Annotated in this window: 19 protein-coding genes; 2 read left to right on the forward strand and 17 right to left on the reverse strand. The window is 72.2% G+C overall.

Annotation, left to right across the window (positions count from 1 at the left end):
• Positions 1-11: 11 nt before the first annotated feature.
• Positions 12-3,197: a family 78 glycoside hydrolase catalytic domain gene (locus ABFJ78_RS43230; RefSeq protein ID WP_436393255.1), complete on the reverse strand. Its 3,186-nt coding sequence runs from the start codon at positions 3,195-3,197 to the stop codon at positions 12-14.
• 254 nt (positions 3,198-3,451) lie between these two features.
• Positions 3,452-3,823 (reverse strand): STAS domain-containing protein, encoded by a 372-nt coding sequence (locus tag ABFJ78_RS43235; RefSeq protein WP_436393256.1) that lies wholly within the window; start codon positions 3,821-3,823, stop codon positions 3,452-3,454.
• A 145-nt stretch (positions 3,824-3,968) separates the two neighbouring features.
• Between ABFJ78_RS43235 and ABFJ78_RS43240 the strand changes: the two genes are divergently transcribed.
• Entirely contained in the window at positions 3,969-7,667 is a 3,699-nt protein-coding gene (locus ABFJ78_RS43240; protein WP_436393257.1) for a phage tail protein, read from the forward strand.
• Positions 7,668-7,686: 19 nt separating this feature from the next.
• Positions 7,687-8,367, forward strand: coding sequence for a hypothetical protein (locus ABFJ78_RS43245; RefSeq protein ID WP_436393258.1), 681 nt, complete (start codon positions 7,687-7,689; stop codon positions 8,365-8,367).
• Between the two features lie 9 nt (positions 8,368-8,376).
• Here ABFJ78_RS43245 and ABFJ78_RS43250 read toward each other — a convergent pair whose 3' ends face one another.
• From ABFJ78_RS43250 to ABFJ78_RS43320, 15 genes are read right to left on the reverse strand one after another with little or no spacing between them, the layout of a single operon-like run.
• Positions 8,377-8,673 (reverse strand): hypothetical protein, encoded by a 297-nt coding sequence (locus ABFJ78_RS43250; RefSeq protein WP_436393259.1) that lies wholly within the window; start codon positions 8,671-8,673, stop codon positions 8,377-8,379.
• Complete coding sequence (locus tag ABFJ78_RS43255) at positions 8,673-10,745, reverse strand: ATP-binding protein (RefSeq protein WP_436393260.1); 2,073 nt, start codon at positions 10,743-10,745, stop codon at positions 8,673-8,675. Before ABFJ78_RS43255 ends, ABFJ78_RS43250 begins: the two co-directional genes overlap by 1 nt.
• Positions 10,738-12,444 carry a hypothetical protein gene (locus ABFJ78_RS43260; RefSeq protein WP_436393261.1) on the reverse strand — a complete coding sequence of 569 codons (1,707 nt, stop codon included), beginning with the start codon at positions 12,442-12,444 and terminating at the stop codon, positions 10,738-10,740. The genes ABFJ78_RS43255 and ABFJ78_RS43260 overlap by 8 nt, the downstream gene beginning before the upstream one ends.
• Positions 12,441-12,968 carry a hypothetical protein gene (locus tag ABFJ78_RS43265; protein WP_436393262.1) on the reverse strand — a complete coding sequence of 176 codons (528 nt, stop codon included), beginning with the start codon at positions 12,966-12,968 and terminating at the stop codon, positions 12,441-12,443. The genes ABFJ78_RS43260 and ABFJ78_RS43265 overlap by 4 nt, the downstream gene beginning before the upstream one ends.
• Positions 12,965-14,107, reverse strand: coding sequence for a hypothetical protein (locus tag ABFJ78_RS43270; RefSeq protein ID WP_436393263.1), 1,143 nt, complete (start codon positions 14,105-14,107; stop codon positions 12,965-12,967). The genes ABFJ78_RS43265 and ABFJ78_RS43270 overlap by 4 nt, the downstream gene beginning before the upstream one ends.
• Positions 14,104-16,098 (reverse strand): hypothetical protein, encoded by a 1,995-nt coding sequence (locus ABFJ78_RS43275; RefSeq protein ID WP_436393264.1) that lies wholly within the window; start codon positions 16,096-16,098, stop codon positions 14,104-14,106. The genes ABFJ78_RS43270 and ABFJ78_RS43275 overlap by 4 nt, the downstream gene beginning before the upstream one ends.
• Positions 16,095-17,294 (reverse strand): hypothetical protein, encoded by a 1,200-nt coding sequence (locus ABFJ78_RS43280; protein WP_436393265.1) that lies wholly within the window; start codon positions 17,292-17,294, stop codon positions 16,095-16,097. Before ABFJ78_RS43280 ends, ABFJ78_RS43275 begins: the two co-directional genes overlap by 4 nt.
• A 15-nt stretch (positions 17,295-17,309) precedes the next feature.
• On the reverse strand, positions 17,310-19,226 hold the full coding sequence (locus ABFJ78_RS43285; protein WP_436393266.1) for a phage tail protein: 1,917 nt from the start codon (positions 19,224-19,226) through the stop codon (positions 17,310-17,312).
• Positions 19,223-21,325 carry a putative baseplate assembly protein gene (locus ABFJ78_RS43290; RefSeq protein WP_436393267.1) on the reverse strand — a complete coding sequence of 701 codons (2,103 nt, stop codon included), beginning with the start codon at positions 21,323-21,325 and terminating at the stop codon, positions 19,223-19,225. The genes ABFJ78_RS43285 and ABFJ78_RS43290 overlap by 4 nt, the downstream gene beginning before the upstream one ends.
• Positions 21,322-23,211: a hypothetical protein gene (locus ABFJ78_RS43295; RefSeq protein WP_436393268.1), complete on the reverse strand. Its 1,890-nt coding sequence runs from the start codon at positions 23,209-23,211 to the stop codon at positions 21,322-21,324. The genes ABFJ78_RS43290 and ABFJ78_RS43295 overlap by 4 nt, the downstream gene beginning before the upstream one ends.
• Positions 23,208-23,612 carry a GPW/gp25 family protein gene (locus ABFJ78_RS43300; RefSeq protein ID WP_436393269.1) on the reverse strand — a complete coding sequence of 135 codons (405 nt, stop codon included), beginning with the start codon at positions 23,610-23,612 and terminating at the stop codon, positions 23,208-23,210. Before ABFJ78_RS43300 ends, ABFJ78_RS43295 begins: the two co-directional genes overlap by 4 nt.
• Positions 23,609-24,241 carry a phage baseplate assembly protein V gene (locus ABFJ78_RS43305; RefSeq protein WP_436393270.1) on the reverse strand — a complete coding sequence of 211 codons (633 nt, stop codon included), beginning with the start codon at positions 24,239-24,241 and terminating at the stop codon, positions 23,609-23,611. The genes ABFJ78_RS43300 and ABFJ78_RS43305 overlap by 4 nt, the downstream gene beginning before the upstream one ends.
• Positions 24,238-25,431, reverse strand: coding sequence for a phage late control D family protein (locus ABFJ78_RS43310; RefSeq protein ID WP_436393271.1), 1,194 nt, complete (start codon positions 25,429-25,431; stop codon positions 24,238-24,240). The genes ABFJ78_RS43305 and ABFJ78_RS43310 overlap by 4 nt, the downstream gene beginning before the upstream one ends.
• 13 nt (positions 25,432-25,444) lie before the next feature.
• Positions 25,445-26,113 carry a CIS tube protein gene (locus ABFJ78_RS43315; protein ID WP_436393272.1) on the reverse strand — a complete coding sequence of 223 codons (669 nt, stop codon included), beginning with the start codon at positions 26,111-26,113 and terminating at the stop codon, positions 25,445-25,447.
• Positions 26,110-26,298 (reverse strand): putative phage tail protein, encoded by a 189-nt coding sequence (locus tag ABFJ78_RS43320; protein WP_372661946.1) that lies wholly within the window; start codon positions 26,296-26,298, stop codon positions 26,110-26,112. The genes ABFJ78_RS43315 and ABFJ78_RS43320 overlap by 4 nt, the downstream gene beginning before the upstream one ends.
• Positions 26,299-26,314 lie beyond the last annotated feature (16 nt).

Raw genomic sequence — 26,314 nt, forward strand, 5'->3', positions numbered from 1 at the left:
GGGATTCCCTTTCAGCCGCGCGGAACGGGTTGCCGGAAGGTGTGGGTGCCCGACCCGACGCGGTGGACCGCGTCGCCCCGCGGCAGGTGCACTTCGGCCGTGCTGCCCGGCGGCACGGTGACGGTCAGCCGGTATTCGCGGTCGGACTTCGTCCACGTGGTGGAGATACGGCCGTACGGGCTCTCGTAGCTGCCGGACGCGGACGTCAGGTCGCCGACGACCGCCGGGTCGATGACCAGGTTCCGAAAACCGACCGAGCCGGGTGCCTGCCCGATGCCGGTCAGGCGGGTGGTGAGCCAGCCGTCCAGCGCGCCGAGCATGAAGTGGTCCTGCGACTGGCCGCTGCCGCCGTCCCAGGTCTCCCCCAGCGCGGTCAGCCCGGCCTGCACCTGGTGGCCCAGGCTGGGGCTCGTCGTCTGGGTGGCGATCCGGTAGACGACGTCGTCGCGCCCGGCGGCCGACAGCACCCGCAGCACGGACGGGAACGAGATCTCCCCCATCACCAGGTGCCAGCCGGCGGCCTCGATGGTGTCCACCAGGTGCTGGGTCAGCCCGGCGCGCAGGCCCGCGGGCACCGCACCCATGTCGAGCGCGAGGGCCGTCGCGCCTTGACCGCCGCCGCCGAACAGCCCGGTCGCGGGGTCGTAGTACTTCGCCCAGACGGCCTTGGCCAGCGCGTCGGCTTGGGTGCGGTAGGGCGCGGCGTCCTGGCCGAGGGCCGTCGCCACCTTCGCGAGCCCGTCCGCGACGGCCCAGACGCCGAAGGAGCTGACGATCGCGCGTGGCATGGCCGGCTTCTCGGTCGTGATCCAGTCGCCGAGGCCGTAGTCGTAGACGCCGTCGGCCCAGCGCGTCGGCTGCCCCTGCAGGAAGTTCAGGTAGCGCTGCATCGCCGGGTAGTACCGAGCGAGCAGTTCCTTGTCGCCGTAAGTCTGATACGCGTTGAGCGGCACCAGCACGAGCGCGCCGCCCCAGTTCGGGTCGTCGCGGTAGGCGCCGGCGAGCGTGACGTGGTCCGGCACGGTGCTGGGCACCAGGCCGCTCGCCTCCTGGCCGTCGGCCATGTCTCCGACGATCTTGCCGAGGTAGGCCTCGACGTCGTAGTTGCGGGCGAGCGCGTCGAACGCGAGGTGGTCCTGCTCCAGCCAGCCGAGCTTTTCGCGGCTCGGGCAGTCGGTGAGGATGCTCTGCATGTTGTTCTCGACGGCGGCGCGGGTGAGCCGGTGGATGCCGTCGAGGGTCGCGTCGGAGGAGTCGAAGTCCCCGGCGGAGTCGTTGTCCGCCATGGTGCGCAGGCCGGCGACCGAAAGCTGGGCGTCGTCGGGAACGCCGGCCACTTCGAGGTAGCGGAAGCCGTGGTAGCCGAAGTTCGGATGCCAGGTCTGCGGGGTGCCCTTGCTGGTGAAGCTGTCCCAGATCGGCGCGCCGACGTTGCTGATGGACTGGTCGACGTGCCCGTCGCGCAGGGCCTCCGCCGGGTAGACGCGGATCGCCGTGCCCTTCGGCGCGGTGAGCGTCACCTGGGGCAGGCCGGCGATGGTGCGGCCGACGTCGTAGACGCGCACGCCGGGCGCCGGGCGCGAGATCTCCTTGCCGGGCAGCTGTTCCACGACCCGGACGGGCTCGCTCTGCCGGGCGGTCAGCTTGGCCGTGCTCGTCGCGGGCACCACCGCGGACCACGTCGTGCGGTCGGCGCCGGGTGCGTCCCAGCCGGGGAGTTCGCGGCGGGCGTCGTAGTCCTCGCCGCCGTACCACTGGGACACAGTGGTGGCGCCGAGCGTGGTACGCCAGCTCTCGTCGGTGACGATCCGCCTTGTCGTACCGTCTGTTAGCGTTAACTCCAGCTGCGCGATGACCTGCGGGTCGCTCGCCGTGCGCGCGAACTTCCGGTAGCGGCCGGAGGTGTGCAGCGCGTCGGCGGTGCCGTTGCCGACCGCGATGCCGATCGTGTTGGCGCCGCCGCGGATCTGCTTGGTGACGTCGTAGGCGGCGTAGGTGACGCGGTCGGCGTAGTCGCTGTCGCCCGGCTCGAGGACGGCGTCGCCGACGCGGGTGCCGTTGAGGCTGGGCACGTAGACGCCGAGGCCGCTGACGTACAGGCGGGCGCCGGCGACGCGGCCGGTCACCGAGAAGTCCTTGGCGAACACCGGGAGCGCGGGCGGCAGCCAGGTGGCGGGTGCCGGCTGGTCCGTGACGGCCTTGGCGACGGTGAACGGGCCGTCCGTGGCCGTCTGGACCGTGTAGTCGACCGGGAAGTTCGGCGTCCGGCCGTCGGCGGTGAGCGTGTCGGTGCGCGGGTACAGCACGACCTGGTCGAAGGTGTGCGCGGCGCCGAGGTCGATGGTGAGCGAGACGTCGGCGTCCGGGCCGGTGTGCGCGGCGCTCTGGTAGCCGGCGTTGCCGGCATCCTCCGGGTTGGACGTGGCCAGGCCGTCGGCGACCAGGCCGGGCTCCCACTCCTTGCGCACGGTCTGGGTTTCCGACGCGGTGACGTACTTCTGGCGCCCGTCGGCGAAGTTCACGCCCGGGTCGGCCGAGTCGCGCACCTGCAGTTCGGCGAGCTGCAGGCGGTAGGTCAGGTCGGGGAAGCGGCGGGTGGCGCCGGTGGTGACCATCCGGTTCTGACTGTCCAGGGGCTGTTCGGCCAGCGGGAGGCCGAGCTTGGTGACGTCGAGCTTCACGTACCGCGCGGTCCGGCTCGGGAAGGTGACGACGACCGGGTTCGCCGGCTTGGTGCCGAGCTGCCACCGGCTGTTCGCGACCCAGCCGGCGGACCAGTCCTTCTGGTCCGTCAGGCCGGTTTCGAACCAGGTGGGGGCGCTCCAGGCGGAGGGGACGGCGCCGGACCAGACCCGGACACGCCAGTACACGCGCTGACGGCTGCCGAGGGCGCGGCCGGCGTAGTCGACAGCGGTGGTGGCGCCGGCGACGCGGCCGGTGTCCCAGAGGTCGGGGCGGGCGAGCCGCGCTTCCGAGGTGGCGGCCTGGACTTCGTAGGCGGTCTGGTCCCGGGCGGTGGTCCGCCAGCTGAGTCCGGGAGTGGTGTCGTCCGTGCCGAGCGGCCGGTCGAGGTGGTTCGCGCGGAGGCCCGTGGCGGCGAAGAACGGGCTTCCGGCTTGGGCCGGTACGGCGGTTCCGGTGGTTGCCGCGACGACGAGCACGGCGAGAGCGAGGAGACGGCGGGGTCTGTGGCGCACGGCAGCTCCTGGGGACGGCCGTTGGTGACCGGCCTGGATTCGACGATGAATCGTTTCAACTCTGCGAGAAGCGTTTACTGCAGTAAGCAAGAGAAATGGGGATACCGCACTGTCGGGCGATTGAAAGGTTTCAGATGCCCGACGTGCAGACGCTACCTCGCGCCGGAAGGCGAAGTCAATGACGAGAACACCTGGTGAGAACGATCTTCCCCTCGACGGCGCATCCGCTCACGAGAGGTCGCGAGGGCGGGGCGTCAGCCGGCGAGCGCGTCCGCCCGGGTACCGGCGACGGCCAGCGCCTCGGTCAGGCCGGTCAGCTCCAGGGCCCGGCCCACGGTGCTGCGCCCGGGCGCCACGACCCGCAACCGCATGGCGCCGCCGGTGGCGCGATGTGCCTTGAGCAGGACCGTCATCCCGACGGAGGCGAGGAAGGACACCCCGGTCAGGTCGATCACGAGCAGCGCCGGCCGGCGGGCGAGCGCCTCGGCGAGGGCGTTGTCCAGGACTTCGACGCTGAGCAGGTCGACTTCGCCGGTCACCTCGAGCACCTCGGCCCCGCCGTCGGGTCGGTGCACCGTCACGTTCAGCAGGTCCTGGGGCCGGACCCGGCCTCCGTCAGCGGTCACCTTCACCTCCAGTCGCTCTTCTCCCAGCGCCTACCCACTTCTCCGGCGGCTCAAACACGCGGGCACTGACGTTTCCGCGACGTCCTGGTGACGGCCGGCTGCGACGCTGTCCGAGGGTTCCCGTCGCGGGAGGAGAGCCGCCCCCATGCCACCGCCACCGAGGGATCGAGCGAAGCTCCCCGCGGCGACGACGGCCCCGGCCACGACGCCGGCGCCGGTGGCGCTGAAGGACCGGCCCCCGCGGCGGAAGCCGCCCCAGCTGCCGCCGTCGAATGCCGCGGCGCTGGCGGCGCTGCGCGCGGGCGACAAGAAGCCGCCGGCCGACCCGTCGCGCAAGGAGTCGCAGGACAAGGTCGGCAACGGCGCGGTGGCGGCGGGCCTGGCGCGCGGCCCGGCCTCGGACCCGAAGTTCGCGGCGCTCAAAAAGGACGTCGCGCACAAAAAGCACACCATCGCCCGATCGCACCCCCCGGCGGCCAAGGAAGCGACGTCGGCGCAGGACGCGTCCGTGCCGCCCAAGGACGACGAGGTCGCGCAGGGCAAGACGGCCAACGCCGAGAAGATGAACGAGGCCAAGCCGAAGGAGTTCGACAAGGAAGCGTTCGTCAAGGCGGTCGAGAAGGCCATCGCCGAGAAGGCGCCGAAGAACCTGGAGCAGGCCGACGAGTTCGCCGACTCGGGCAAGCCCGCCGAGATCAAGGCCGAGGTGCAGGGCAAGGTCGGCGAGGGCAAGACGGACTCGGCCGAGCAGATCGCGGACACGACGGCCGCGCCGCCGGACACGTCCGCGGCGGAGACGAAGCAGGTCGTGCCCATGGCGGCCGACCGCCCGCCCGGCACGCCGGCCACCCCGGACCCGGCGAAGGCGACGCCGGACAAGCTGCCGCCGTCGGCGACGGACCTGTCCGCCGGCCCGGCCGGCGTCAACCGGGAGATGGCCGAGAACCAGGTCACCGAGCAGCAGCTGCGGAAGTCGAACGAACCGGCGTTCGGCTCGGCGCTCAAGGACAAGAAGACCGCGGAGAAGCATTCGGAGACGACCCCACCCGAACTGCGCAAAAACGAAGCGCAGCAGTTGCGCCGGACCACGGCGCAGGCCAAGGGTCTGGGCGCGGCCGCGATGGGGGCGATCGCCGGCCGGCGGGTCCGCACCGGCCAGCAGGTCGGTGGCGGGAAGCAGGCCACGAAGGCCACGGACGAGGAGAAGCGGGCCCAGGTCACGGCCGTCCTGCAAAAGGTCTTCGACACGATGAAGACCGAGGTCGAGGGCATCCTCACCGGCCTCGACAAGCTCGTCGACGACCAGTTCACGCGCGGTGAGAAGGAAGCCCGTGACGCGTTCACCACCGAGCACCGGCAGAAGATGGACGAGTACAAGGACCGCCGGTACAGCGGCCCGCTCGGCGCTCTCCGGTGGGGCAAGGACAAGTTGTTCGGTCTGCCGCCGGAAGCCGACCTCATCTTCGTCGTGGCCCGCGACCACTACGTCAAGCGGATGCGCGGGGTCATCTCGGCGGTCGCGGACACGATCGGCCGCGAGCTGACCCGCGCGAAGCAGCGCATCGCGAAGGGCCGCGACGAGCTGCAGGCCGAGGTCCAGAAGCTCCCGAAGGACCTGCAGGCGCTGGGCAAGCAGGCGGCGGCCGGGTTCGCGGACAAGTTCGACGAGCTGACCCAGTCGGTCGACGACAAGAGCACCGAGCTGGTCGACACCCTGGCGACGAAGTACACCGACGCGGTCAAGGCGGTCGACGACGAGATCGCCGCGGAGAAGGAGAAGAACAAGGGCCTGGTCGACAAGGCCCTGGACGGCATCAAGGGCGTCATCAAGACGATCATGGAGCTGAAGGACCTGCTGCTGGGGGTGCTCGCGAAGGCGGCACAGGCGGTGATGGGGATCCTCCGCGACCCGATCGGCTTCCTGGGCAACCTCGTGTCGGCGGTCGGCGGCGGGTTGAAGCTGTTCATGCGCAACGCGGGCCGCCATTTGCAGCAGGGAGTGCTGTCGTGGCTGCTCGGCACGGCGGCGACGGCGGGGATCACGCTGCCGACGAGCTTCGACGTGATGGGCATTTTGCTGCTGATCGCGAGCTTGATCGGGTTGTCGTGGGCCAATCTGCGGGCGCGGCTGGCCCGCAAGCTGCCGAAGGAAGCAATGGCGGCGATCGAGGCGGGCGAGCACGCGCTGCCGATCGTTTTGGAGGTTCGCAAGCGCGGGATCCGTGCGTTGTGGGACGACCTCAAGGCTCGTGTCGGGGACCTGAAGAAGAACTTGATCGACAATCTGGTGTCTTATCTGTTGCCGACGATCATCATTGCCGGGGTTACCTGGATAATTTCGCTGTTCAACCCGGCGTCCGCGTTCATCCGGGCTTGCAAGATGATCATCGACATCATCCGGTTCATCGTGACCAACGGCAAGCAGATCATCGAGTTCGTCAATACGGTTTTGGACGCGGTGATCGCCATCGCCAAGGGTGGGTCCGGTGGGGTGCCTGCTCTGGTCGAGAAGGCGTTGGCCCGGTCGATTCCGGTGTTGATCGGGGCTTTGGCCGCCTTGCTGGGGATCGGCGGGATTGCCGGGAAGGTCAAGGAGATCTTCCAGAAGCTGGCTCGGCCGGTCAACAAGGCTATCGACTGGGTTGTCGAGAAGATCGTCGGGTTGGCCAAGAAGGTTTGGGCCAAGGTCAAGGCTTTGGCCAAGAAGGTCAAGGACAAGTTCGGCAAGAAGAAGCCCAAGGACGGCAAGCCGCGCAAGCCGGGCGACGACGACAAGAGGGGCGCCGCCGTCAAGCTCCAGCCGGCGCGGGAAAGCCTGTCGATGACAGGCGAGGGACACACCCTGATCGCGACGCCTGGTGAAGGTGTCGACATCGCGAGCGCCCGGCTGAAGGTCTCCGTCAAGGCCGACCGGGTGATCAAGCGGCTCCAAGCAAGGAAGCGCAAGGATCCAAAGGAAAAAGAGAAAGTCAACGACCTCAGGGCAATCGTCCGGGCCGCGAAAAAGGTCGAGAAACTCGTCGAGGCGGCAGAGAAGCAGAGCGGCCAGAAGGCCAAGAAGCTCCTCGACTACCCAGGCTTCCCGGCGGCTTTCCGCGACCTCAAGGCCAAGATCGTCCAGTACGGGAGCGACTACGGAGTCAAGGACCTCGTCGAGGGCGACCTGGGTGAGCAAGTCAAGATCGAGAAGGAGATCCGCGCCGCCATCGTCTCCGTGGCCAGGGCGCACGACAAGGCCGGCCGGTACGAGGACGTCATCGCGGACGTGACCAAGAAGGTCAACAACGACGTGAAGATCGCGAAGTACACCGACTACCACGCCTCTCCCCCGGAGTGGCGTGGCAAGGACCTGATCGAGGGCGCGACCTATCTCGTCGTCGGGGATTTCGCCCGCGACTCGGGCCGCACCTACCGGATCCTGGTCGGCGACCAGAACCTTGTAGGCGAAGAAGCGAAGAAGGCCTTCGCCGACTTGGCGCGAGTGACCGCGGCGGCCGGCATGCTGTCCGCCGCCCGGCTGACGCAGGAAATGACTCCCGGGATGATCAAGGCGGGCAAGGCACGACCGGATCTGCGCACGCGATTCATCGGAATGGCGGTGGAAAAGTACGTGGCCGCTACCGTCTCCCACCCCGACATCTCGCGACTCGGCGCGAGCCGGCCGGGGTCGAGTGTTCCAGACTTCCTGATCAAGGACGGCAAACGATCGATACCGGTGGATGTCACCGGCTCCAGCACCACGTCCACGAAGGAGCACCTGCAACGAGCCTACATAAGTCGCGAGAACCAGATCGTCGCGTACCGTTCCATCCCGGCTCGTATCATCGACGCCGTGTTCGCCTGATCACCGGAGAGGACGGGTTGTGCCCACCAGACTGGTTGACGAGTATTTCGAAGATGTCCGAGCCACCGATCCCGGGCAGGTCATCGAGGACTTCGAGCTCGACCGGTGCACCTTCGTAGCTTCGACATTGGCCCAGCGAGCGGACTTGACCCCGAGCCTGGTCGTACGCCGCGTCAACGCGACCCGATGCACGCTGGACAACTGCCTGGCCGTCGGCATCCGCTTCGAGGACGTCACCGTCGACAACCTCGTGACCAAAGGCGGCTTGCTGCACCTCAGGGGCTGCGTACTGTCCCATGTCACGATCAAGGGCAGGGCTGGCGCGGTCATCGCCAGCCCACCCGTCCCGCGGGCGGGCGAGGACGAAGTCGGCCCCGACGCCGATCGAGCTTTGGTCGAGGCCTACGAGTCGGTCGACTGGGCACTGGACATCACACAGGCCGAGTTCGTGGACGCGAGCCTGGACTACATACCGGGCGACCTGGTCAGACGGGACCCCGAAACGCAGTTCCTCCTGCGCCGCGCCAGCTTGGCGGAGCTGCCGAACCGGCAAGTCCCCGACGGAGCGGACCTGTTCTTCAGACGGCTCGAGATGAGCCCGTTCGACTCGATGGTCGCCATCGCTCCCAGGCGCAGCAAACAGTTCCAGTCCTTGTTGTCGATCCTCAGAGACCTCCGCGACATCGGCTTGGCCGAGTAGGTTCCGCGCTCAACAGCCGGGGCAGGATTCCTTCTTCGGAACCGCCATCGGGACCACCCGCATCGCCGCCCCGGCGATCGCGGCGTTCCCCACCCGGTCCTGCCCCGCCGCCAAAGTCGACGCCAAATGCGACGGCACCGTCTTCGACGACCCATCCATCGCCGTCTTCGCAGCCTGAGCGTTCCCCACCACCGCCGGCACCAAAACCAACTTCGACTTACCCCGATCCGAAGCCGCCGCAGTCCGCAGCTCCTGAGCGGTCACCGGCACGGCGGGCTTCGTCTGCGGGGGCATCAACTCAGGCATCACGCACTCCCGTTCTCGGCCAGTAACCCAGCATACCGGCCCAGCTCCGCCGGACGGAACAACCGCGCCTCCCGCTGGAACTGCCGCGACACCCCGCGGACCACGTGACGCATCGAGATCGAGGAGCAAGAAGAGTCAGCGGCGGCAAGAGCCGCCGTTCGGGCCGCCGACGCTATCCCCGCTCCCGTCATGTCCAAGCGGCACAACACGTCCACGTCCACGTCCGAAGACAAAGGCGCCTCCGGCGGGAAAGCCAGCTGCCACAACCGCCGACGCTCCGCCGAAGACGGCCGCGGGAAGTGGACCACGAAGTGGAACCGCCGGGTGAACGCCGGGTCGATGTTCTCCTTCAGGTTGCTCGTCAAGATGATCAACCCGTCGCTCGCCTCCAAGCGCTGCAACAGGTAACCGACCTCCAGGTTCGCGTACCGGTCCGTGCCCTGCTTCACCTCGCCGCGCTTGCCGAACAGCGCGTCCGCCTCGTCGAACAACACCACCGCGTGGCTGTCCTCCGCCTGGCGGAACACCGCCTCCATGTTCTTCTCCGTCTCCCCCACCCACTTCGACACCACCTGCGCCAGGTCCACCTTCAGCAGCTCCAGCCCCAGGATCCCGGTGACGACCTCCGCCGACATCGTCTTGCCCGTGCCCGGCTCGCCGGTGAACAGCGCCTTCACCCCGCCCGTCGCCGACTTGCGGGCGAAGCCCCAGGACTCCGCGATGCGGGGCCACGCGCGGAACGCCGACGCGATCTCGGTGATCTGGTTCATCTGCGCGTCCGGCAGCACCAGGTCGGCCAGGCCGCGGCGCGGGATGATCGACTGGACCGCGCCGCTCGTGCGGCCCCGGGTCACCGTCGCGATCGCCGGCTCCACGTGCTCGCTCACCGGCTTGCCGGTGCCGGACAGGCGCGCGTCCGCGTCGGCGACCGCCGCCACCGCGCGGAGCTCGCCGCCGCTCATGCGGTAGCGCGCCGCCAGGTCCGTCAGCACCTCCGGGTCCAGGACCGGGAACGCCGACGACCACATCGCGCGACGCTCCGGGAAGCCCGGCGGCGGGATCGTCAGCTCCGCGTACGTGCGGTCGGCCAGCAGCCGGGGCGGGCGCCACGGCGTCGTGCCGGTCAGGCACAGCGGCACGCCCGAGCGCACCAAAGCTTCGTCGGGGTGGGCCGCACGGCCGTCGGTCGGGATCCACAGGATCGCGTCGAGCGCCGCCGCGGTCCGGAGGTCCGCCACCACGTCGGCGCACACGCGACGCAGGGGCCGCCCGGCCGCCGCCGCCAGCGCCTGGGCCGCGTCGAGCTGGCTGTCGGCGGGCAGCCCCCACAGGCCGACCACGTCGACGTCGCCGGCGCGCAGGGCCTGACCGAGCCTGGTCAGCCGGGCCGACTCGAGGTGGACCGGCGCCGAAGCCGGCGCGACTTCGCCGGGGTCGTCGCCCAGGGTGCCGACGTCGCCGCCCCAGCCCATCAGGTACTCGAACACGCCGTCGCCGAGCGCCAGCTCCCGGGCCGGCTCGGCCGGTGCCTCGCCGTACGCCCGCAACAGGCCGTAGCGGCGCAACCGGCCCGCCGCGCCCAGCCCGCGGCGCAGCGCCAGCCGGTCCGCCGGCGTCTCCCCGAGCACCGTAACCAGCAGCTCCACGCACGGCGCCCGCCGGTTGAGGTTGTCCACGACGTACGCGTAGACGCGCTCGTAGCCCGGGTCCAGCTCCGGCGCGGCCACCAGCAGCAGCGCGTCCTGCTCGGCCCGGGACAGGCCGTACCGGGTCGCCAGCGCGTCCAGCGGCAGCGTCACCCCGCGCGACGCGGCGAGGCGCCGCAGCTCCTGGTCCGGCTCCGGGTCCGGCCGGGCCGGCGACGGCGGATCGGTCATCGCCTCGGTGAACGCGTCGACGCGGTCCAGCAGCGCGTCCACCTGTTCGTCGGTCACGCAGAACGGGGTCAGGTCCGGCCGCGTCAGCGCCGCCGCCGCCTGGGACTGCGCGGCGACCGCGATCCGCAGCGCCTGGTGCAGTTCCGCCAGGCGCGCCCGCAGGTGCTCGACCGCCAATGCGCTCACGTCAGCCACCGGAGAAGGTCAGGGTCCGGCCACCCAGCCAGACCACGTCGGGCACGTCGGTGAGGGCGCCGCCCTGCCACAGGTCCGTGTGGCGGCGGCCCAGCGGGATCTTCACCCGCACCGCGTCGCGGGTGAACCGGACGGTGGCCTCCAGGTCGGCGAACCTCGTCAAGGACAGGACCGGGCTGTCGCCGCCCCACAGCTGCCCGGCGATCATGCCCAGCGCCAGGGACGCGGCCAGCGCGACGCTGTGCTCCAGGGCGCGGTCCGCGGCCAGCGGCACGGCCCGGTGCTCGACGAACAACGTGCGAACCAGCTCGTCCACACGCTCGCCCGGGAAGTCCGCCGCCAGCCGGGGTTCCACGCCGCCGGTCGTCCACAGTGGAGTGCGCCACCGCAGGCGGGTCAGCGGGTCGTCGCGCAGCGGGCGCGCGTCCGTGATGAACCGGACGCCCGCCGCGGCCAGCTCGCGCAAGCACGCCGGCGGCAGCGGGCCGGCCCGGACCAGCACCGGCGGCCGGCCGCACGCTTCCCAGTGCGGCAGTAGGCCATCCACTGTGGACGACCACGCCACCGGGAACAGGCCGCGGGCGTCGACGAGCAGCAGGCCCTCGTCCACGCCCGCGATCAGCAGCGGATCGGCGGGATCGTGGCCGCGGCACAGCGACAGCGCGAGCACGCCGTCCAGCACCGGCAGCGCGGGAGCCACCCGGCGGGCGAACGTGGTCAGGTCCGGCACCGACTCCAGTCCGGCGAACGCCGCCGCCGCGACGTCGTCTTCGGGCGCCCGCCGCCAGCCTCGCTGCGGCGCGCCCAGCACTTTGTATGCCAGGGCCGCGGCGAACAGCGGAGCGTCCGCGAACAAGTCCACTCCGGACAGTGCGGGGCCGATCGCGTCCAGGTAGCCGGTTCGCGCCAGCGGACCCGCCAGCAGGAACGGCAGCACCGACCCGACCCTCGTCTCCCCCACCGGCCGCGCCGAGACGGTCACGGCCTCGGCCGGTCCCCCACCGGCGGGCGAAGTCGCGTCCGCACCGCTCGGCGGCTCCAGCACACCGGCGAGGTCCGCGCGGGTCGCCGGCGGCCACGGCAGCGACCGCCGCCGGGCCAGTTCCGCCACCAGCTCCCCCACCGGTCCGTCGAGACTCCCGCCGAGGAACGATCCGGTACGTTCGTCACCGTCGGCGATGAACGAACCGGCACGTTCACCATCGGACGCGGCGAGCAGCGCCGAAAGGAACGTCCGCACGGTCTCCTCGGGAAGCAATCCGAGCAACGCCGCCAGTTCGCCCCGGACGGCGAGTTCCTCGAACAGCGCGGCGACAGTCGGCTCCGGGGCGCCGGCGACGAGATCACCTCGGTCCGCGGCGGGCGAACCAGCCGGCGGCGGCACGGCCACCGGCACCGGCGGCGGGATCGGCCCGCGCGGCGAACCGGCGACGGGTTCGACGACGAGCCCGGCCGGCACCAGTCCCCCGCCCCCGAGAGCGGACAACCGGACCGACAACCGCACCGGCTCGGTGATCTCCAGATCCGGCCCGTCGCCGGCGAGGTACTCGTCGAACTCCCCGGCCAGCAGCTCCGGCAGCGCGTCGAGCACCCGCTGGACGAGCCCGCGGGGATCGGGCCCCCAGCTCCACCCACCCCGCCGGACCACGCGCACCACGCACTGCCGCACGGTGATCTCGCCGGTGGTGGGCGCGCTCACGGCTGCTCGACCTTCTCCAGCCGGCCCACCCAGCCGGGGACCAGGACCAGCACGCCGTGCGGGTCGTCGTCGACGGCCGTCGGGAGCGTCGTGACCGTGTCGCCCTGGTTGATCTGCCCGGGCAGCACGCTCGTCGCCTGCCCGTAGGAGATGAAGGCCCGCACCACGGTGGCGGCCCCGACCGGGTTGTCCACCTCGACGCGCAGGCCGTTGTCCTTGAACACCAACGGCTTGCTCGACGCCACCAGCGGCACGAGCGCGGGTTTCGGCGGCTGCCCCGACGGCACCGGCTCGACGCCGAACGCGAGCGGGTCGAGGAACACGCCCGGCTCGTCGTCGGCTTCCTGGACGGCCAGCTCGCCGGCGTCCAGGGCGAGCGTCACGACCTCCTCGGGGAGGAGGGAGACGCGCACCGGCAGCTCGTCGCCGGCCACCTCGGCCACGGTCGGCAAGCCGGCGCCGATCGCCCGGACCGCGCCGACGACGTGGCCCGTCTTCTTCACGTACACCACGAAGAGGCTCATGGTCGGCCACCACCACCCGCCGCGGCGACCGTGGCCAGGACCAGGAAGTCGACCACGCCGGGCTGTTCGAAGACCTGCGGCGGGGACGCCGTGGGATCGTAGACCCGGATCCGGCACCGCACCCGCCGCGCGTCGTCCACAGTGGCCTCGGCCGGGCTGGTCAGCGCCGAACCCGTCGCCGTCGGCGGGATCCGCGGGGTCACGTGGACGTGCAGCGAAACGCGGCCGTCGGCGACCTCCTCCGGTGTCACCCCGGACGGCAGCGGCAGCACCACGCCGTCCGTCGCGCTGCCGGACGTCGCCAGCACGCTGCCCGCGGAGATCCGGCCGGAGAAGCTCCCCGCGATGGTCAGGTTGCCGTTGGACTCCACCGTCAGCAGCGGGTCGACGGCACCGGTTCCCTTGTACAGCCCATAGACCAGCGTCGGAGCGTCCGAACCGGACAGCACCAGCGCCGGTTTCCCTTCCTGGGCCGTCGGCTGGGTCCGCAGCGCGAGCGAGCCGGAGCGAGCCGACACGGTGTCCGCGCGCACGCCGAGGTACCTCGGCTCGACGCCCCGGGCCGACGGGAACACCGCGGTGAAGTGCCCGGCGGTCCACTGGACGAAGCCCAGCAGCAGCAGCCACTGGGCAGGCGGGGCGGCCGGTGCCGCGTTCACCGCGGGCGGCTGCTGGTCGGCCACCAGCCGTTCGTCGCCGAGCCGCCGGAAGAGGACCTGGTAGGACTCCTCCACGCGCGTCGGCCCCGAGGAGCCGGCGCACGACGCGGGCCCGGTGCCCGGCTGGGGCCGGTCGGCGGCGGTGAGGAACACCGGGTACGGCTCGGTCGTGGGCCGGTCGGCGCCGTTGACGGCCGCGAAGTCCGCCTCCGACAGCACGACCGGCGCGGGCACGACGATCTCACGGCCGGTCCCGTCGACCGCCAGCCCGGCTTGCACGCTCACCTCGACGTACCGGGCACCCGTCGCCGGGTCGGTCCGGTTCTCGGTCGTCAGGCCGAGCCCGTCGGCGATGCCCCAGTCGTGCGCCAGGCGCGCGTGCCGGACCGCCGTGGCGCGGGCGTAGGCGACGGTCGCCGCCAGGTCCGCGGCGGCGAGCACCTGGCCCTCGCGGAACTCCGGGCGCAGTGGACCGGTCACGACGACTCACCCGACCGCGGCTTGCGGGCCGAGCCGCTGCGGCTCGACGTCGACCGGGTGCGCCGCGGCGGCGGCTTCGGTTTCACGGCCTGCTCCTCGTCCTCCTCCGCCGGAGCGGAGTCCGCTTCCGGCGCGTTCTCGAGCTCCGAAAGCCGGTCGGACAGCCGGTCCGGCAGTTCCTCCCGCACCCGCGAAACCTGCTCCCGCGCGGAGTCCAGCTGCCCGCGCAACGCCTCCACGGTCGCGATGAGGTCGCTCACCTGCCCGCGCAGCGCGTTCATCTCCTGCAGGCTGTCGGTCACCTCGTCCGGCACGGTGTACACCTGCTCGTGGATCGGCTTCGGCGGCGTCTCCCCCGGCGCGGGCCGGACCAGCAGGCTCCACATCCGGTCCAGGTCGGTGTGGCGGGGCCAGCGGACCAGCAACCCCGCCACGTACGCCGCCGGCACCAGGCCGTCCGGCGGCGGCGTCGGTTCGCGGTACACCGGCGGCGGCTGGCAGCACACCCGCTCGGCCAGCTCGCGCAGCCGGTAGAGCTTCGGCAGCCACTCGCCGTACGCCGAGCCGCCCGGCAGCACCTGCTCCCGCGTCGCCGAGCAGACGCGCACCACGTCGCAGCCGTCCAGCTCCAGGTGCGCGAGCAGCACGTCGTTGTCGGTGCAGTCGCCGCAGGGCGGGTTCAGCGTGGAGCACGCGGCGTCGGTGACGAACCGCTGCAGGTGCCGGGTGAGCTTGCCGGCGGCGTCGACGAGCTGGTCGAGGTCGGTCATCGTCAGGCGCTGCGCGGGGTCCGGTTCGGGGGTGGGCAGCGGCTGCGGCACCGCCACCTGCCGCACCTGGTCGCGCAGCGTGCAGTCCGCGACGCCCGGCACCCGGTCGAGGCGGCCCAGCAGCCATTCCCGGAGCTGGACCAGATCGGACCGGAACTCGGCCTGCAGCACGTTGCCGATCGGGGCGCCCTGCGCCAGCAGGCGGACCTCGAGCGGCGCGTCGTGGGCCGGCTCGACGATCCGGGCCCGCGCTTCGGCCACGACGGCCAAGGCGATCGAGCGGTGCACCGGCTCGGGCCACATCTTCTCCGCGTCGGTCCCGCCCAGGCGGTCGCACGCCGCACCGAGGACCTGCCGGGCGGTGCCGACGTCGCCGAGCTCCAGTCCCGGCTGCGCGTCGGCGTCGTAGGTGTCGTACCGGGCGAGCGTGCCGGCCACGGCTCGGACGCGCTCGGTCATCTCGGCGACGACCGGCGGCGTCAGCGCCACTTCGGCGTTGTCCTGCAGCCACTTCAGCGATTCCTCGTACCGGGTCCGGTCGGCCGGCGCGAGCTCGATGGTCCGGGTCGAGGCGGCCCCGGCGAGCGACATCGCGTCCAGGTGGAGCCCGAGCCGCTGGGCGCGCAGGCGGACCGCCTCGTACTTGTCCAGCGGGCCGACCCGCTCCAGCAGCCGCGTGCCGGGGTTGTAGCGGTGGTCGTCGGCGGTGTCGCACTTGACGACGAACCGGAAACCCTCCTGCACGCGCGAGGGCACGCAACCCGGCGACGGGCACGGCTCCTCGGTGGCGAAGGGCGCCACCGGGTCGGCCATGCTCTCCTCGTACCGCACGTACAGCCCGAACTGCCGCGCGCCGTCGTCGCACGGGTCGCCGCACTCGACCCCGGGCGAGGACACCCGCAGCTCGCGCACGAGCGCCTGCACGTCGACCTTTTCCTTGCAGGACAGCACGATGTCGTTGCCGCAGCAGTCGAGCGCGTGGCCGGGGTGCACGAGGACCGTCCCGCCCGCGCACGAATCGCAGGACACCTCCAGGCCGCAGACGACGCCGGGGCCGGACAGCATCCGGTTGTGCAGCCGGTCCTTCCCGGCCACGTAGTCGGTCAGCAGGGACAGGTCGTCCTCGGTGAGCAGCTGGCCCGCGAAGAACCGCGGCCGGACGAACGCGGCCGGGAAGGCCGACGTCCCGCCGCACCCGCATCCGCAATCAGGCTTGCTCATGAACGCTCCTCGGTGACGAAGAACCAGCTCTCGAAGACGTCGCCGCCCGCGCCGGTGCCCGACGTCCACGGCCCGATGCCCGACGGCGGCACCAGGCAGCCCGTCGGGTCGGGCTCGGGCTTCGGGTCGTGGCCGTGGCCGGTTTCGGTCTCGGCGTCGGCGTGCGCCCGGCCGATGAAGGGGACCCGGCCGCCGACGTTGGTGCCGTCCACCGGCCGGCAGCAGCGGTCGAGCAGGAACGCCGCGCGGATGGTGACGAGCACGCGGTCGCCGTCCTGCAGCGTCTCGCGGGTCGTCTGCCGGTAGCGGAAGCGCCGGGTGAACTCGCCGTCCTTCTCGGTGGGCTCCTCGAACTGCCCGCCCATGTACCAGGTGTCGGCGTTGCGGCCGGCGCCGCCCTCGATCACCTGGATCTCCACCACGCCGCGGCGCAGGCTGTCGACGCGGACGTCGTCGGAGAACTCGACGACGAGCCCGCCCGAGTTCTTCTGCGTGCCGAGCAGCTCCTTGGCCTGGTCGACGGTGTAGGTGTGGCCGTGGCGCCAGTTGATCCCGGTGATCACGGTCGGCACGTGCCGGCCGAAGAGCCGGCGGACGTTCAGGTGGATCTGCTCTTCGCGGACGGGCTTGCCGAAGTCGACGTCGTCGATCCGGGCCAGCCACAGGATCTTGTGCTCGCACGGGGTGCAGCAGGTCTCGCAGCGCTCGTCCTCCGGCGGCGTCTTGGTGGTGACGCGGACGCAGTAGCTCTCTTCGGTGTAGCCGAAGTCGCAGTCGGAGGTGTCCGCGCAGGCGGAGTTGAAGACGGTCCTCGTCGGCTCGACCGCGCGCTCGGTGTACTCGACGCCGACCCACACCGTCGTGCCGCCGGTGCGCTCGTCCTCGTGCACCGCGTCCCACAGGTCGATGGCGCAGCCACCGGGGACGAGCACCTCGTTGCCGTCGCAGTCGACCCCCAGCCCGGCGGTGATCCGCACCCGGGCCTGGTGTTCGTGCTTCTCCTTCTCGTCGGCCGGCGGGGCGGGTTCGACGAGCAGCCCGCACACCACGCCGTAGCCGAGCAGGCAGCGCATCCGCAGCTTCAGCTTCTCGCGGAAGTACTCCTGCTCGCGCTGGAAGTCGCGGGCGGTGAGCAGCTGCCCGTGAAAGTACCGCAGCCGGCGGAAGGGCTGTTCGTGTGTCGTTGCCTCGGTCATCTCTCTTCTGTCCTCTCAAGACACTCGCGTGTGGACCCCGACCGCGGACACCACGCCGACGCCCACGCCGTGGCGGGCACCCCGTGGCCCGGGTCTCAGTACTCCGTCGTGGTTCAAGCGCGCCCCGCCCACCACCGGCGGCGGCAGCGGGACGAACGCGGTGTCCACCCCGACCGTCGACCGCGTGCCGACCACGAACCCCGTCCCGCCGACGCGCACCGACCCCCTCGTGTGCGCGGGCGCCTGCCGGACGACCAGGCGCCGCACCGCGTCCTCGTCGGCCGCGCCGGCGGGCAGCAGGACGCGGAACCGGTGGGCGTGTTCGGTGAGGGGGTCGGTGTCCGGGTCGCCGAACGCCCGCAGCGGCGCCCCGCCCAGCGTCGAGGTGCCGAGCCGCAGCCGCGCCGACGAGCGGCCGAACAGCCGCACCGAGCCGAGGCCGCGCGCCGACGGCGGGGCCGCCGTCGCGCGCACCTGCGCCCAGTGGCGGTCGTCGGCCAGCTCGTCGACGACCGGCTCCACGCCGAAGACGATCTTGATCGCCTGCTTAAGGGCGCAGGGCGTGCCGCGCCGCCGGTACAGCTCGGGCGCGGCCGTGATCAGCTTCCGGCGCGTGTCCGCGTCCCAGCCCGCCTCGAACGACAGGCCGAGCAGCCCGGCCAGCCACGGCAGCGCCCCGTCCGGCACGCCCGCCGGGTCGAGCAGCGCCGGGTAGCGCTCGACGACCCGGTCGATCTCGGCCGTGGTGGCGTCGAACAGCGACAGGAACCGCTCGGTGAAGTCGTCGGCCGCCGGGTCTTGCCGGAACGCGGCGGGCAGCAGGTCCGCGCTGGTGGAGCGCGGGAAGTCGAGCCGGATCCGGTGCAGCACCGGCGTCGCCGACGAGTCGCCGGACAGCGCCACCCGGGCCGTGAGGTAGCGGCCGGGTGGCTGGTCGACGAGGAAGTCGGTGACGCCGGCGGGTGCGGTCTGCCAGTCGCTCGCGGCGAACTTGCCGTCCTCCGACACGACGACCGCCACGGACACCGCCGTGCCCGCCGGCACGTCGGCCTCGACCCGCACCCGGTGCCAGCGGCAGCGCGAGATCCCGCTGTCGATCCGGCGGGTGGTGAACTTGCCCTCGGTAGCGAACTGCCCCGATGTCGGCGCCGGTTCGTCGCGCGGCTCGCCTTCCCAGTCGTAGCAGGAGGTCACGTCGCCGTCGGGTCCCTTTTCCCGCAGGCAGAAGCCGTCGTCGTCCGCGCCGACGAGCGCGCTGGGCGGCAGCGCGGCGGCGAGTTCGTCCACTGTGGACTCACACCCGTCGCGGTAGATCCGGAACCGGCTGTTCTCCTCGGTGAGCAGCCAGATCGTGCGGCCCGGTCCGGTGCGGATCCCGATGATCTCGCCGCGAACGTGCGTCCGGACGACCTCGCACAGCCGCCCGTCGGCGCCGTACCGCCACAGCCGGTCGCGGCCGGCGCGGGCGACGAGCACCTGCTCGTCCTGCGCGAGCGCGACGACCGTGGCGTGCCACAGCGGGATCACCGCGGTCAGGTGGTCGCCTTCGTTGCGCCACACGAAGACCCGGTCCGAGTCGACGACGGCGACGCGGTGCCCGCGCGCGGCCACCACGGCCGGCTCGTGCAGCAGCCGGGGGTCGCAGTACGGGGCCCAGACGGGCCGCCAGCCGCCGGCGCAGGTGTCGCGGCGCAGCAACCGCTTGCCGGCCAGCAGGAACCAGCCGCACGGCCCGCAGCCGGGTGCCAGCCGCGGGTCGGGGAACCACGGCAGCAGCTGTGTCCGCGTCGGCCCGTCCGGGTCCGAACCGGCGTAGGCGAGCCGGACGCCGGTCTCGTCCTCGAAGCCGACGATGTTCGCCACCGCGTCCTGGTCCCACCCGACGACGTCGTCGAGGAGCCGGAACGTGACGGTGGTCGGGGCACAGGTCATGGGGACTCCTCCACCGGGATCAGCAGCGGGCGTTCCGGCCACACCAGGTCGTCCGGCGGGATCGGGTGGTCGGCGCACGGCGGCAGCCGCAGCCCGTCGGCCGTGAGCGACAGCCCGGACACCGCCAGGACGCCGTCCACCGACAGCAGCCGGCGCACGAGCGGGGTGTGGCGCACCGCGCCGCCGAACGGCCACCCGCCGCCGTCCTCCCCGCCGCGCAACGGATCGAGGTAGGTGGTCACGGCGTCGGCCGCCCTCGCGAGGACAGCGGCCCGGTCCTGGTCCGCGTCGAGCACGACCCGGGCCTCGACGGCGACCCGCCGGAACGCGACCGGGCCGGTGACCACCGTGATGCCGGCGGGCGCCACCTCGCGGGTGAGGTACGCGGCCACCGCGCGCAGGGTTTCGGCGGCCGGCACGGGCGGCTCGGTCGCGCCCGCCTCGATCGGCGGCACCACGAGGACGCCGACGACCCCGGGGATGGGCGCGCCGGCGAAGTCCGGGTGCAGGCCGGGCACGCCGTGCGCGCGGGCGATCGAGGCGCCGGGCGCGCGCAGCGCCAGCAGGCCGTAGTCGGCGGGGGTGACGGCGCGGCCTCGGGACCGCAGCTCCCCCACCCCGCGCCGGACGACGTCGGCGTCCGGCTCGGCGTCGGCGCCGCCGGTGGCCGGGAACGGGTTGGTCACGCCGGTCACGAACGGCCGCGCGGTGACGACGCCGTTGACGGCACCGGCCGCGACCGCGCTCGCCGCGCCGCCGCCGACGCGGTACCGCACGGCCCGGACGTTGCGGAAGCCCGGCGGCACGGGCGCGCCGTTGACGCCGTCGCCGAAGGTGACGATCCCGGTGTCGTAGTCGACGACGAACACGCGGTCGTCCGGCCCGTACGCGGCGAGGCTCGGCACCTCCTGCCACCGCGACGCGTTCGCTGTGACAGCCGGGGCTTCGCCCCGGGCCGGGGGCTCCGCCACCCGGAACCCCCGAAAAGCGGTGTCGGTGGTCCCGAAAAGGTCGGTGCCCGGGTCGTCGTCGACCTCGATCACGACGCTGCCGGCGAGGATCGGGACCTGGCTCAGCCGCAGCTGCCGGCGTTCGGACGGCGTCGCCGGGTCCTGGATCGGTTCCAGGGGCTCGTCGCGGATCGTGCGGGCGGCGGTGGCGGCGACGGTGTTCAGCCGCAGCCCCGACACGAGCGGCGGCGCGACCGTGACGAGGCCGTTCGTGACCTGCAGCCGCAGCCAGCGCAGCGCCGGGCCGGGCCGCGCGGTCGGCGGCCGGCCGGGCGCCCAGGTACGCGGCAGCCGCAGCTCGATCGTGCCGCCGGCGCGCAGCCCCTGCGTCTCGTCCCGGACGACTTCGGCGGGGACGAACCGGCCACCGTCCAGCACGTCCCAGCGCAGCAGCGGCTGGGGCGCGACGGGCGGCGGGGTGAGCCCCCCGGCCGCCGCGGGCGTCGGCGCCGCGGCCTCGATCACGAACCCCAGCGACAGCGAGGGGAACGGGCCGGCGGTGCCGTCGAGGCCGAGCCAGAGGGCGTTGCCGGGCTGCGGTTCGGTGCCGAACGGCGGGAACGGGCGGCCGGGGCCGCTGGGCCCGAGCGGGACCGGTTCGAGCGCGCCGCCGCGCTGCACCGCGAGCACGGCGAGGGTGGCGGGGGTGGCGTAGAGGTCTTGGCCGGTTTCGAAGACGATGTCGCCGTCGGTGCCGGACGCGGCGGCCTGGAAGCCGGCGGGCACGAGCACCGAGGCGCCGTCCGGCGGAGTCACGGTGAACTCCAGCAGCGCGGCGGCCGCGGTGGCCGGGCGGCGGCGCACGCCGGAGGTGTTCAGGTGCTCCGCGAGGATCTTCTCCGGCAGCCGGTTGACCCGGGCGAGCACGGGTTCGGCCTGGGTGCCGAAGAGCCGGACGAGCGCGACGCCGGCGTCCTGCCGGTCGGGGTTGGTCCAGTCCGGGGTGTAGCCGGGGAGGCGATCGCGCACGGCGGCCCGCACCGCTTCCCGCGTCGCGTCGACGAGTTCCGGCTGCACCCCGGACGGGCCGGGGCCGGGGACCATGCGCGCGTCTCCGCCCGAGTCGCGGGCCCACCAGACGTCGGTCACAGCAAGCCCTCCCCCGGCTCGGCAGCGGGCACCACGCGCGTGCGCACTTCCCGCACCACGGGCAGATCACCGGCGCGCAGCTCGACGTCGTGGCACGTCTCGGCCGGGGCGGCGCCGTCGATGCCGATCGCGACGGCGGTCACGTCGGCCAGGTCGCCGAGCGCCTGCTGGGCGGCCCGCAGCAACGCCGAGGGACGCAGCGCCTCGCCGAACGGCCAACCTGTTTCGTCGTCGCCACCGACCAATGGGTCGAGAAACCGGCGCAGCCCGCCACCGACCACTGTGGACACTTCGACCCGGTCGGCCGGCGTGCCGGACAGGTCGACGCGCAACCGCACGTCGCGGTACGCCGGGGCGCGCACGAACACTTCGGCCGTCAGCAACCGTGCCTCCGCCAGCCGTCCGGCGACCGCGCACACCATGCCCGGATCCGGTCGCGGGGCCACGACGCCGGGCGGCACCGACGGGACGATGTGGACGGTCACGGCGCCGGGCACCCGCGCGCACGGGAAGCCCGGGTGCTCACCGAGCGCGGCGTACGCCCGGCCGACCGCCACGCCGGGGGTCGTCACCGCCAGCGTGACGAAGTCCTCGGCGGTGACCGCCCGGGTCACTTCGCCGAGCGCGCCCGCGGCCCGGTCGCGCGCCTGGGCCACGGTTTCCGGGTCCGCGCCGCCGTCGGCCTGGACGAGGTTCGCCGCGCGCACCGGGGCATCCGCCGTCACGGGCAGCCAGTTGCCGGTGACACCGCCGTTGCCGTCGCGGCCGCCGCCGATCGTGTACTCGACGACCGTGTCGCCGTCCGGACGCGGGATGCGGCCGGTGAGCCCGTCGCCGAACACGAGCGCGCCGTCGTCCCGGGCAGGCCGGAAGACGCGGTCGCGGGACGTGCCGAAGGTGAAGTCCGCCACCGAGGTCCAGTCCTCGCCGGCGAGCTTCAGCGCCGCGGTCAGCAGCCGGCCGGCGGCGTCGGGCAGCACGAGACGCTGGCCGGGCAGCTTCAGCCACTCGCCGGTCTGGTCCGTGAACCCGGACTCCGTGCGGTGTTCGAGGTGGCGGGCCGCGGAGACGTTGACCGCCAGCCGCAGCAGCCGCGGCGCCGCCGCGTAGGTCGCCGCCGGAGTGGACACCTGCAGTCCTCTGGCCACTGTGGACCAGCCGGCCGGCGGCCGCAGCCGCACCACCCCGGACCGGCGCAGCCCGCCGGTGCCGTCCTGGACCTCCTCGAACGGCCCGGAGGCGTCGCCGGACGGCCGGAACCACGACCACGTCAGCTCGGCGGGTGGCTCGGCGGCGGCCGCGAGCGGCGACCAGGACGGCGGCACCGGCGAGTCCAGCTCGAAGAGCACGGACAGCCAGCCGGTCGTGGTGTGCGCACCGGTCAGCGGCAGCGTGAAGCGGGCCGACGCGGCGGAACCGTCGCTCGCCAGCAGCGGAACCCCGCGCCGGGCCGACAGGTCCGTGGTGTGGTCGCGGTCGGTGAAGACCGCCGCCTCGCCCTCGACCGGGAACGCGGTGACGTCGTCGTCGAGGCTGAACCGGATGGCCGCGGCGGGATCCCGGGCGAAGACGGTGCCCGCGGGCACGTCGGCGGGGTCGTCGGACTCGGGCGTCAGCGCCAGCACCGTCGACGCCGGTTGCGCGGGCCGCGGCGGGTCCAGGCCCAGGAGCTTCAGGATCGCGACGACCAGCTCGTCGGGGGCCTGGTCGAGCCAGTAGAGCCGCTGTTCCAGCAGGTAGGCGAACAGTTCGAGGAGCGTGACGCCGGGGTCGACGGGCGCGTGCAGCGTCCACGTGCCGTCCGACTCCGCCGGGATGCGGCGGGTGACGGCGGCCATCAGGTCGGCCCAGGTGAGGTCGTCGAGCTTCGGCACGGGCAGGGTCATGGCGTGGTTCCCGTCATCCCGAGGTAGAACGGGAACACCAGGTTGGCCTTGGTGTTGGTGCGCCGGATCCGGTACTCGACCGAGATCGTCACGCGGGATTCGTCGGCCGGGTCGGCCTCGGCCAGCACGCCGGAGAGCTCGACCCGCGGTTCGAAGTCGCGCACCGCGTCGGCGACCGACCGCTCCAGCTCGCGCAGGTTCTGCACGCTGCCGGGTGCGAACACCGACTCGCTCACCGTGGTGCCGAGGTCGGGCCGCATCACGCGTTCGCCGGTGGCGGTGAGCAGCAGGGCGCGCAGGCAGTGTTCGATGCTCGTCTCGCCGACGGCGTAGGCGAGCCGGCCGGCTTCGTCGGGCAGGATCGGGAACCGCCAGCCGGTGCCGAGGAAGGGTTCGGTCACGTCGCCTTCACCTTCTTCGCGAGCACGGACGGCGGCAGCGGCGTCGCGGGACCGGTGACGCCGCCCGGCGCCGGGTGGGTGTGCTGGACGAACGCCTGCAGCAGCGCGTTGCCGAGCACGACCGGTTCGGTCGAGCCACCACCGAGGTCGACGTCGGACGCCTTGACCGTGACGGTGTTGGCTTCGACGGTGATCTCGCCGCTGTCCTTGAGCACCACCGTCGCCCCCGACGCGGTGCTGATGGTGATCTCCTTCTCCTTGTCGTCGAAGAGGATCCGATGCCCCGCCTTGGTGCGGATGATCTTCTGGTCGGCGCCGTCCTTGTGCGCGACCGGCGGTTTCTTCTTGCCGTTGTAGAGCCCGCCCAGCACGTACGGCTGCCGCATGTCGCCCTGGAAGAACGCGACCAGCACCTCGTCGCCCACCTCGGGCACGAACACCGAGCCGTAGCCGGCGCCCGCGTACAGCTGGCTGACGCGGATCCAGGGGCTGATCGACGCGCCGCCGTCCAGCCAGTAGTACTTGACCTTCACGCGGCCCTCGTCGTCGCCGTCGTTCTGCACGACCTCCGCCGGCGCGACGCCGTAGAAGCGCCGGTCGGTCGCCATGGCCCGGGGCATCGCCGTCATTTCCTGTCCCCCTGGAAGATCTTCCGGCCGGTGAACGTGGTGAAGAAGCCGCTGGAGTTGAGGGCGTGCTCGACGCGCTTGACGAAGTAGGTGCCGGAGAACCGCTTGCCGAGGCCGAAGATCTCCAGGTTGTCCCCCGGCCGCAGCTCCGGCAGCCCGGCCACCCGGCCGGTCGCGGTGATGAACTCGTACGCCCGCTCGCGAAGCAGCGCGATCGCCAGCTCCTTGGCCTCTTCCTGGCTGAGGACCGGCGCGTCGACGACCACCTCCTGCCGCCCGCCCGCCGCGCTGTCCGCCGCCTCCGGCCCGCTCTGCCCGTCGCTCTGGTTCTGCCCGCCGGGCAGGTCCTTCGCGGTCGCGACGTACTCGATCGGCTCCGCCTTGACCGGGTCCCAGCCGTGCACGGTGAGCTTGCTGACCTGGTTGGACACGGTCATCGTCGGGGTGAAGTCGAGCAGGTTCGGGACCAGCCCGGCCGGCTGCCCGCTCGGCCCGGTGGCCAGGCCCGGGCTGTAGGCGAGGCGGAACACCCGGATGGCACCGCTGTCGCGGCCGTCGGTGGGCTTGATGAAGTAGAGCGTCTGCTCGCCCGTCCTCGGATCCGGCAGGATGTAGCAGTCGAAGTCGATCCGCTTCGCCCGTTCCATCAGGAACTGCGCGTCCGACTGGTTCTTCTGCACCACGAGGTCGTGGCGCGGGCCCTCGTGGGTCGTCTTGAACGCCAGCTTGTTGCGCCGGGCGATCTGCTCGGCGATCTCCCAGTCGGTCTTGCCGACGAAGTTCTTGTCCTCTTCCCTGGTGGGCTTGCGGTCCTTGAGCGCGAGCATCCCGTCCACGCAGGTGATCGAGACGGTCGGCGACGCGGCGTCCGGGAACTTGGGCGCGAGCGAGCTGATCGTCCCGGTTCCGACGGTCAGCAGCTGGTCGGCGTAGCCGAGCCGGACAGACACGCGGGTGCCGATGCGCAGCTGTTCGGAGTCGCTGTGCTTGAACTTCAAGGTGACGTCGTCCCAGTTGTTGAGCTCCAGGTCGAAGCCGGACATCTCGTCGAGGTCGCGGTGCACCTTGATGTCGAGGATGTCGTTGCGAGTGGTCGGGTCGGCCTGGAGACCGTCGATGACCACTTCGAACCCTGGCGCGTAGCGGTCCGGGTCGGCGATCTCGGGCTTCGTGCCCGCCGGCGCGGTCATCGCACACCCCCGCTCACGGCAGCCGGGGCACGGTCAGCACCAGCCCCGGCCGCAGGTCACGGGGATCGGAGATCCCGTTGGCGCGCGCCAGTTCCCGCCACGCGTCGGGGCGCCGGTAGACGGCGGCGGAGATGCGGTCCCAGGTGTCGCCGCGGCGCACCACGTAGCTCTTCTCGACCGTCGGGGACGACCGCGGCGGGTCGTTGGCCTGCTCCTTCGCCGGCCGGTACTCCTTCAGCGTGAGGTCGAGCTGGGCCCGCAGGGGCACGCCGTTCTTGGCGAACAGCACGTAGTTGACGTCCAGCTTCTCCACGACGCCCCGGAACACCGTCCTGTCCCAGACGAACTTGACGATCGGCGGCGCGTGCAGCGTGTTCTGCGGCCGCAGCAGCTTCCGGATGTTGTCCACATAGGACTCGCGGACGTCGTCGAGCGTGTCGGAGGTGTCCACCAGCGCCTGCACGGACAGCGATTCGCTGCCGCCCCGGATGTACTGGATGGGCGGCGTTTCGAGACCGGGGATGGTGATCTCGGCGAACGTGTTGCTCTTGCTCAGCTTGTACTCGGTCGGGTTGAACTTCAGCGGGATCCGCTTCGGCACGTCCTGCGGGTTCGCCGGCTGCTCGATCTCCAGGTGTGCGTCGGCGCCCTGGCTCACCAGCGAAAACGGGGTGATGCTCACCGGCGGCCCCCACTGTCCCCGAGGCTGCGGTCGTTGTCGCTGCGCTCGGCCCGCGCGCACTCTTCTTCGTAGAGCCGTGACCACGCCTGGATGTGCTTGTTGAACAGCCGCGCGAACAGGGCCCCGTCGTCGCCTTCCACCTGGAACCGCACTTCGAGGTTGTGGATGATCAGGTTCTTGGGCACGCTGTGTCTCCTAAAA

Source organism: Amycolatopsis sp. MEPSY49, from assembly GCF_051337345.1.
Classification (GTDB): domain Bacteria; phylum Actinomycetota; class Actinomycetes; order Mycobacteriales; family Pseudonocardiaceae; genus Amycolatopsis.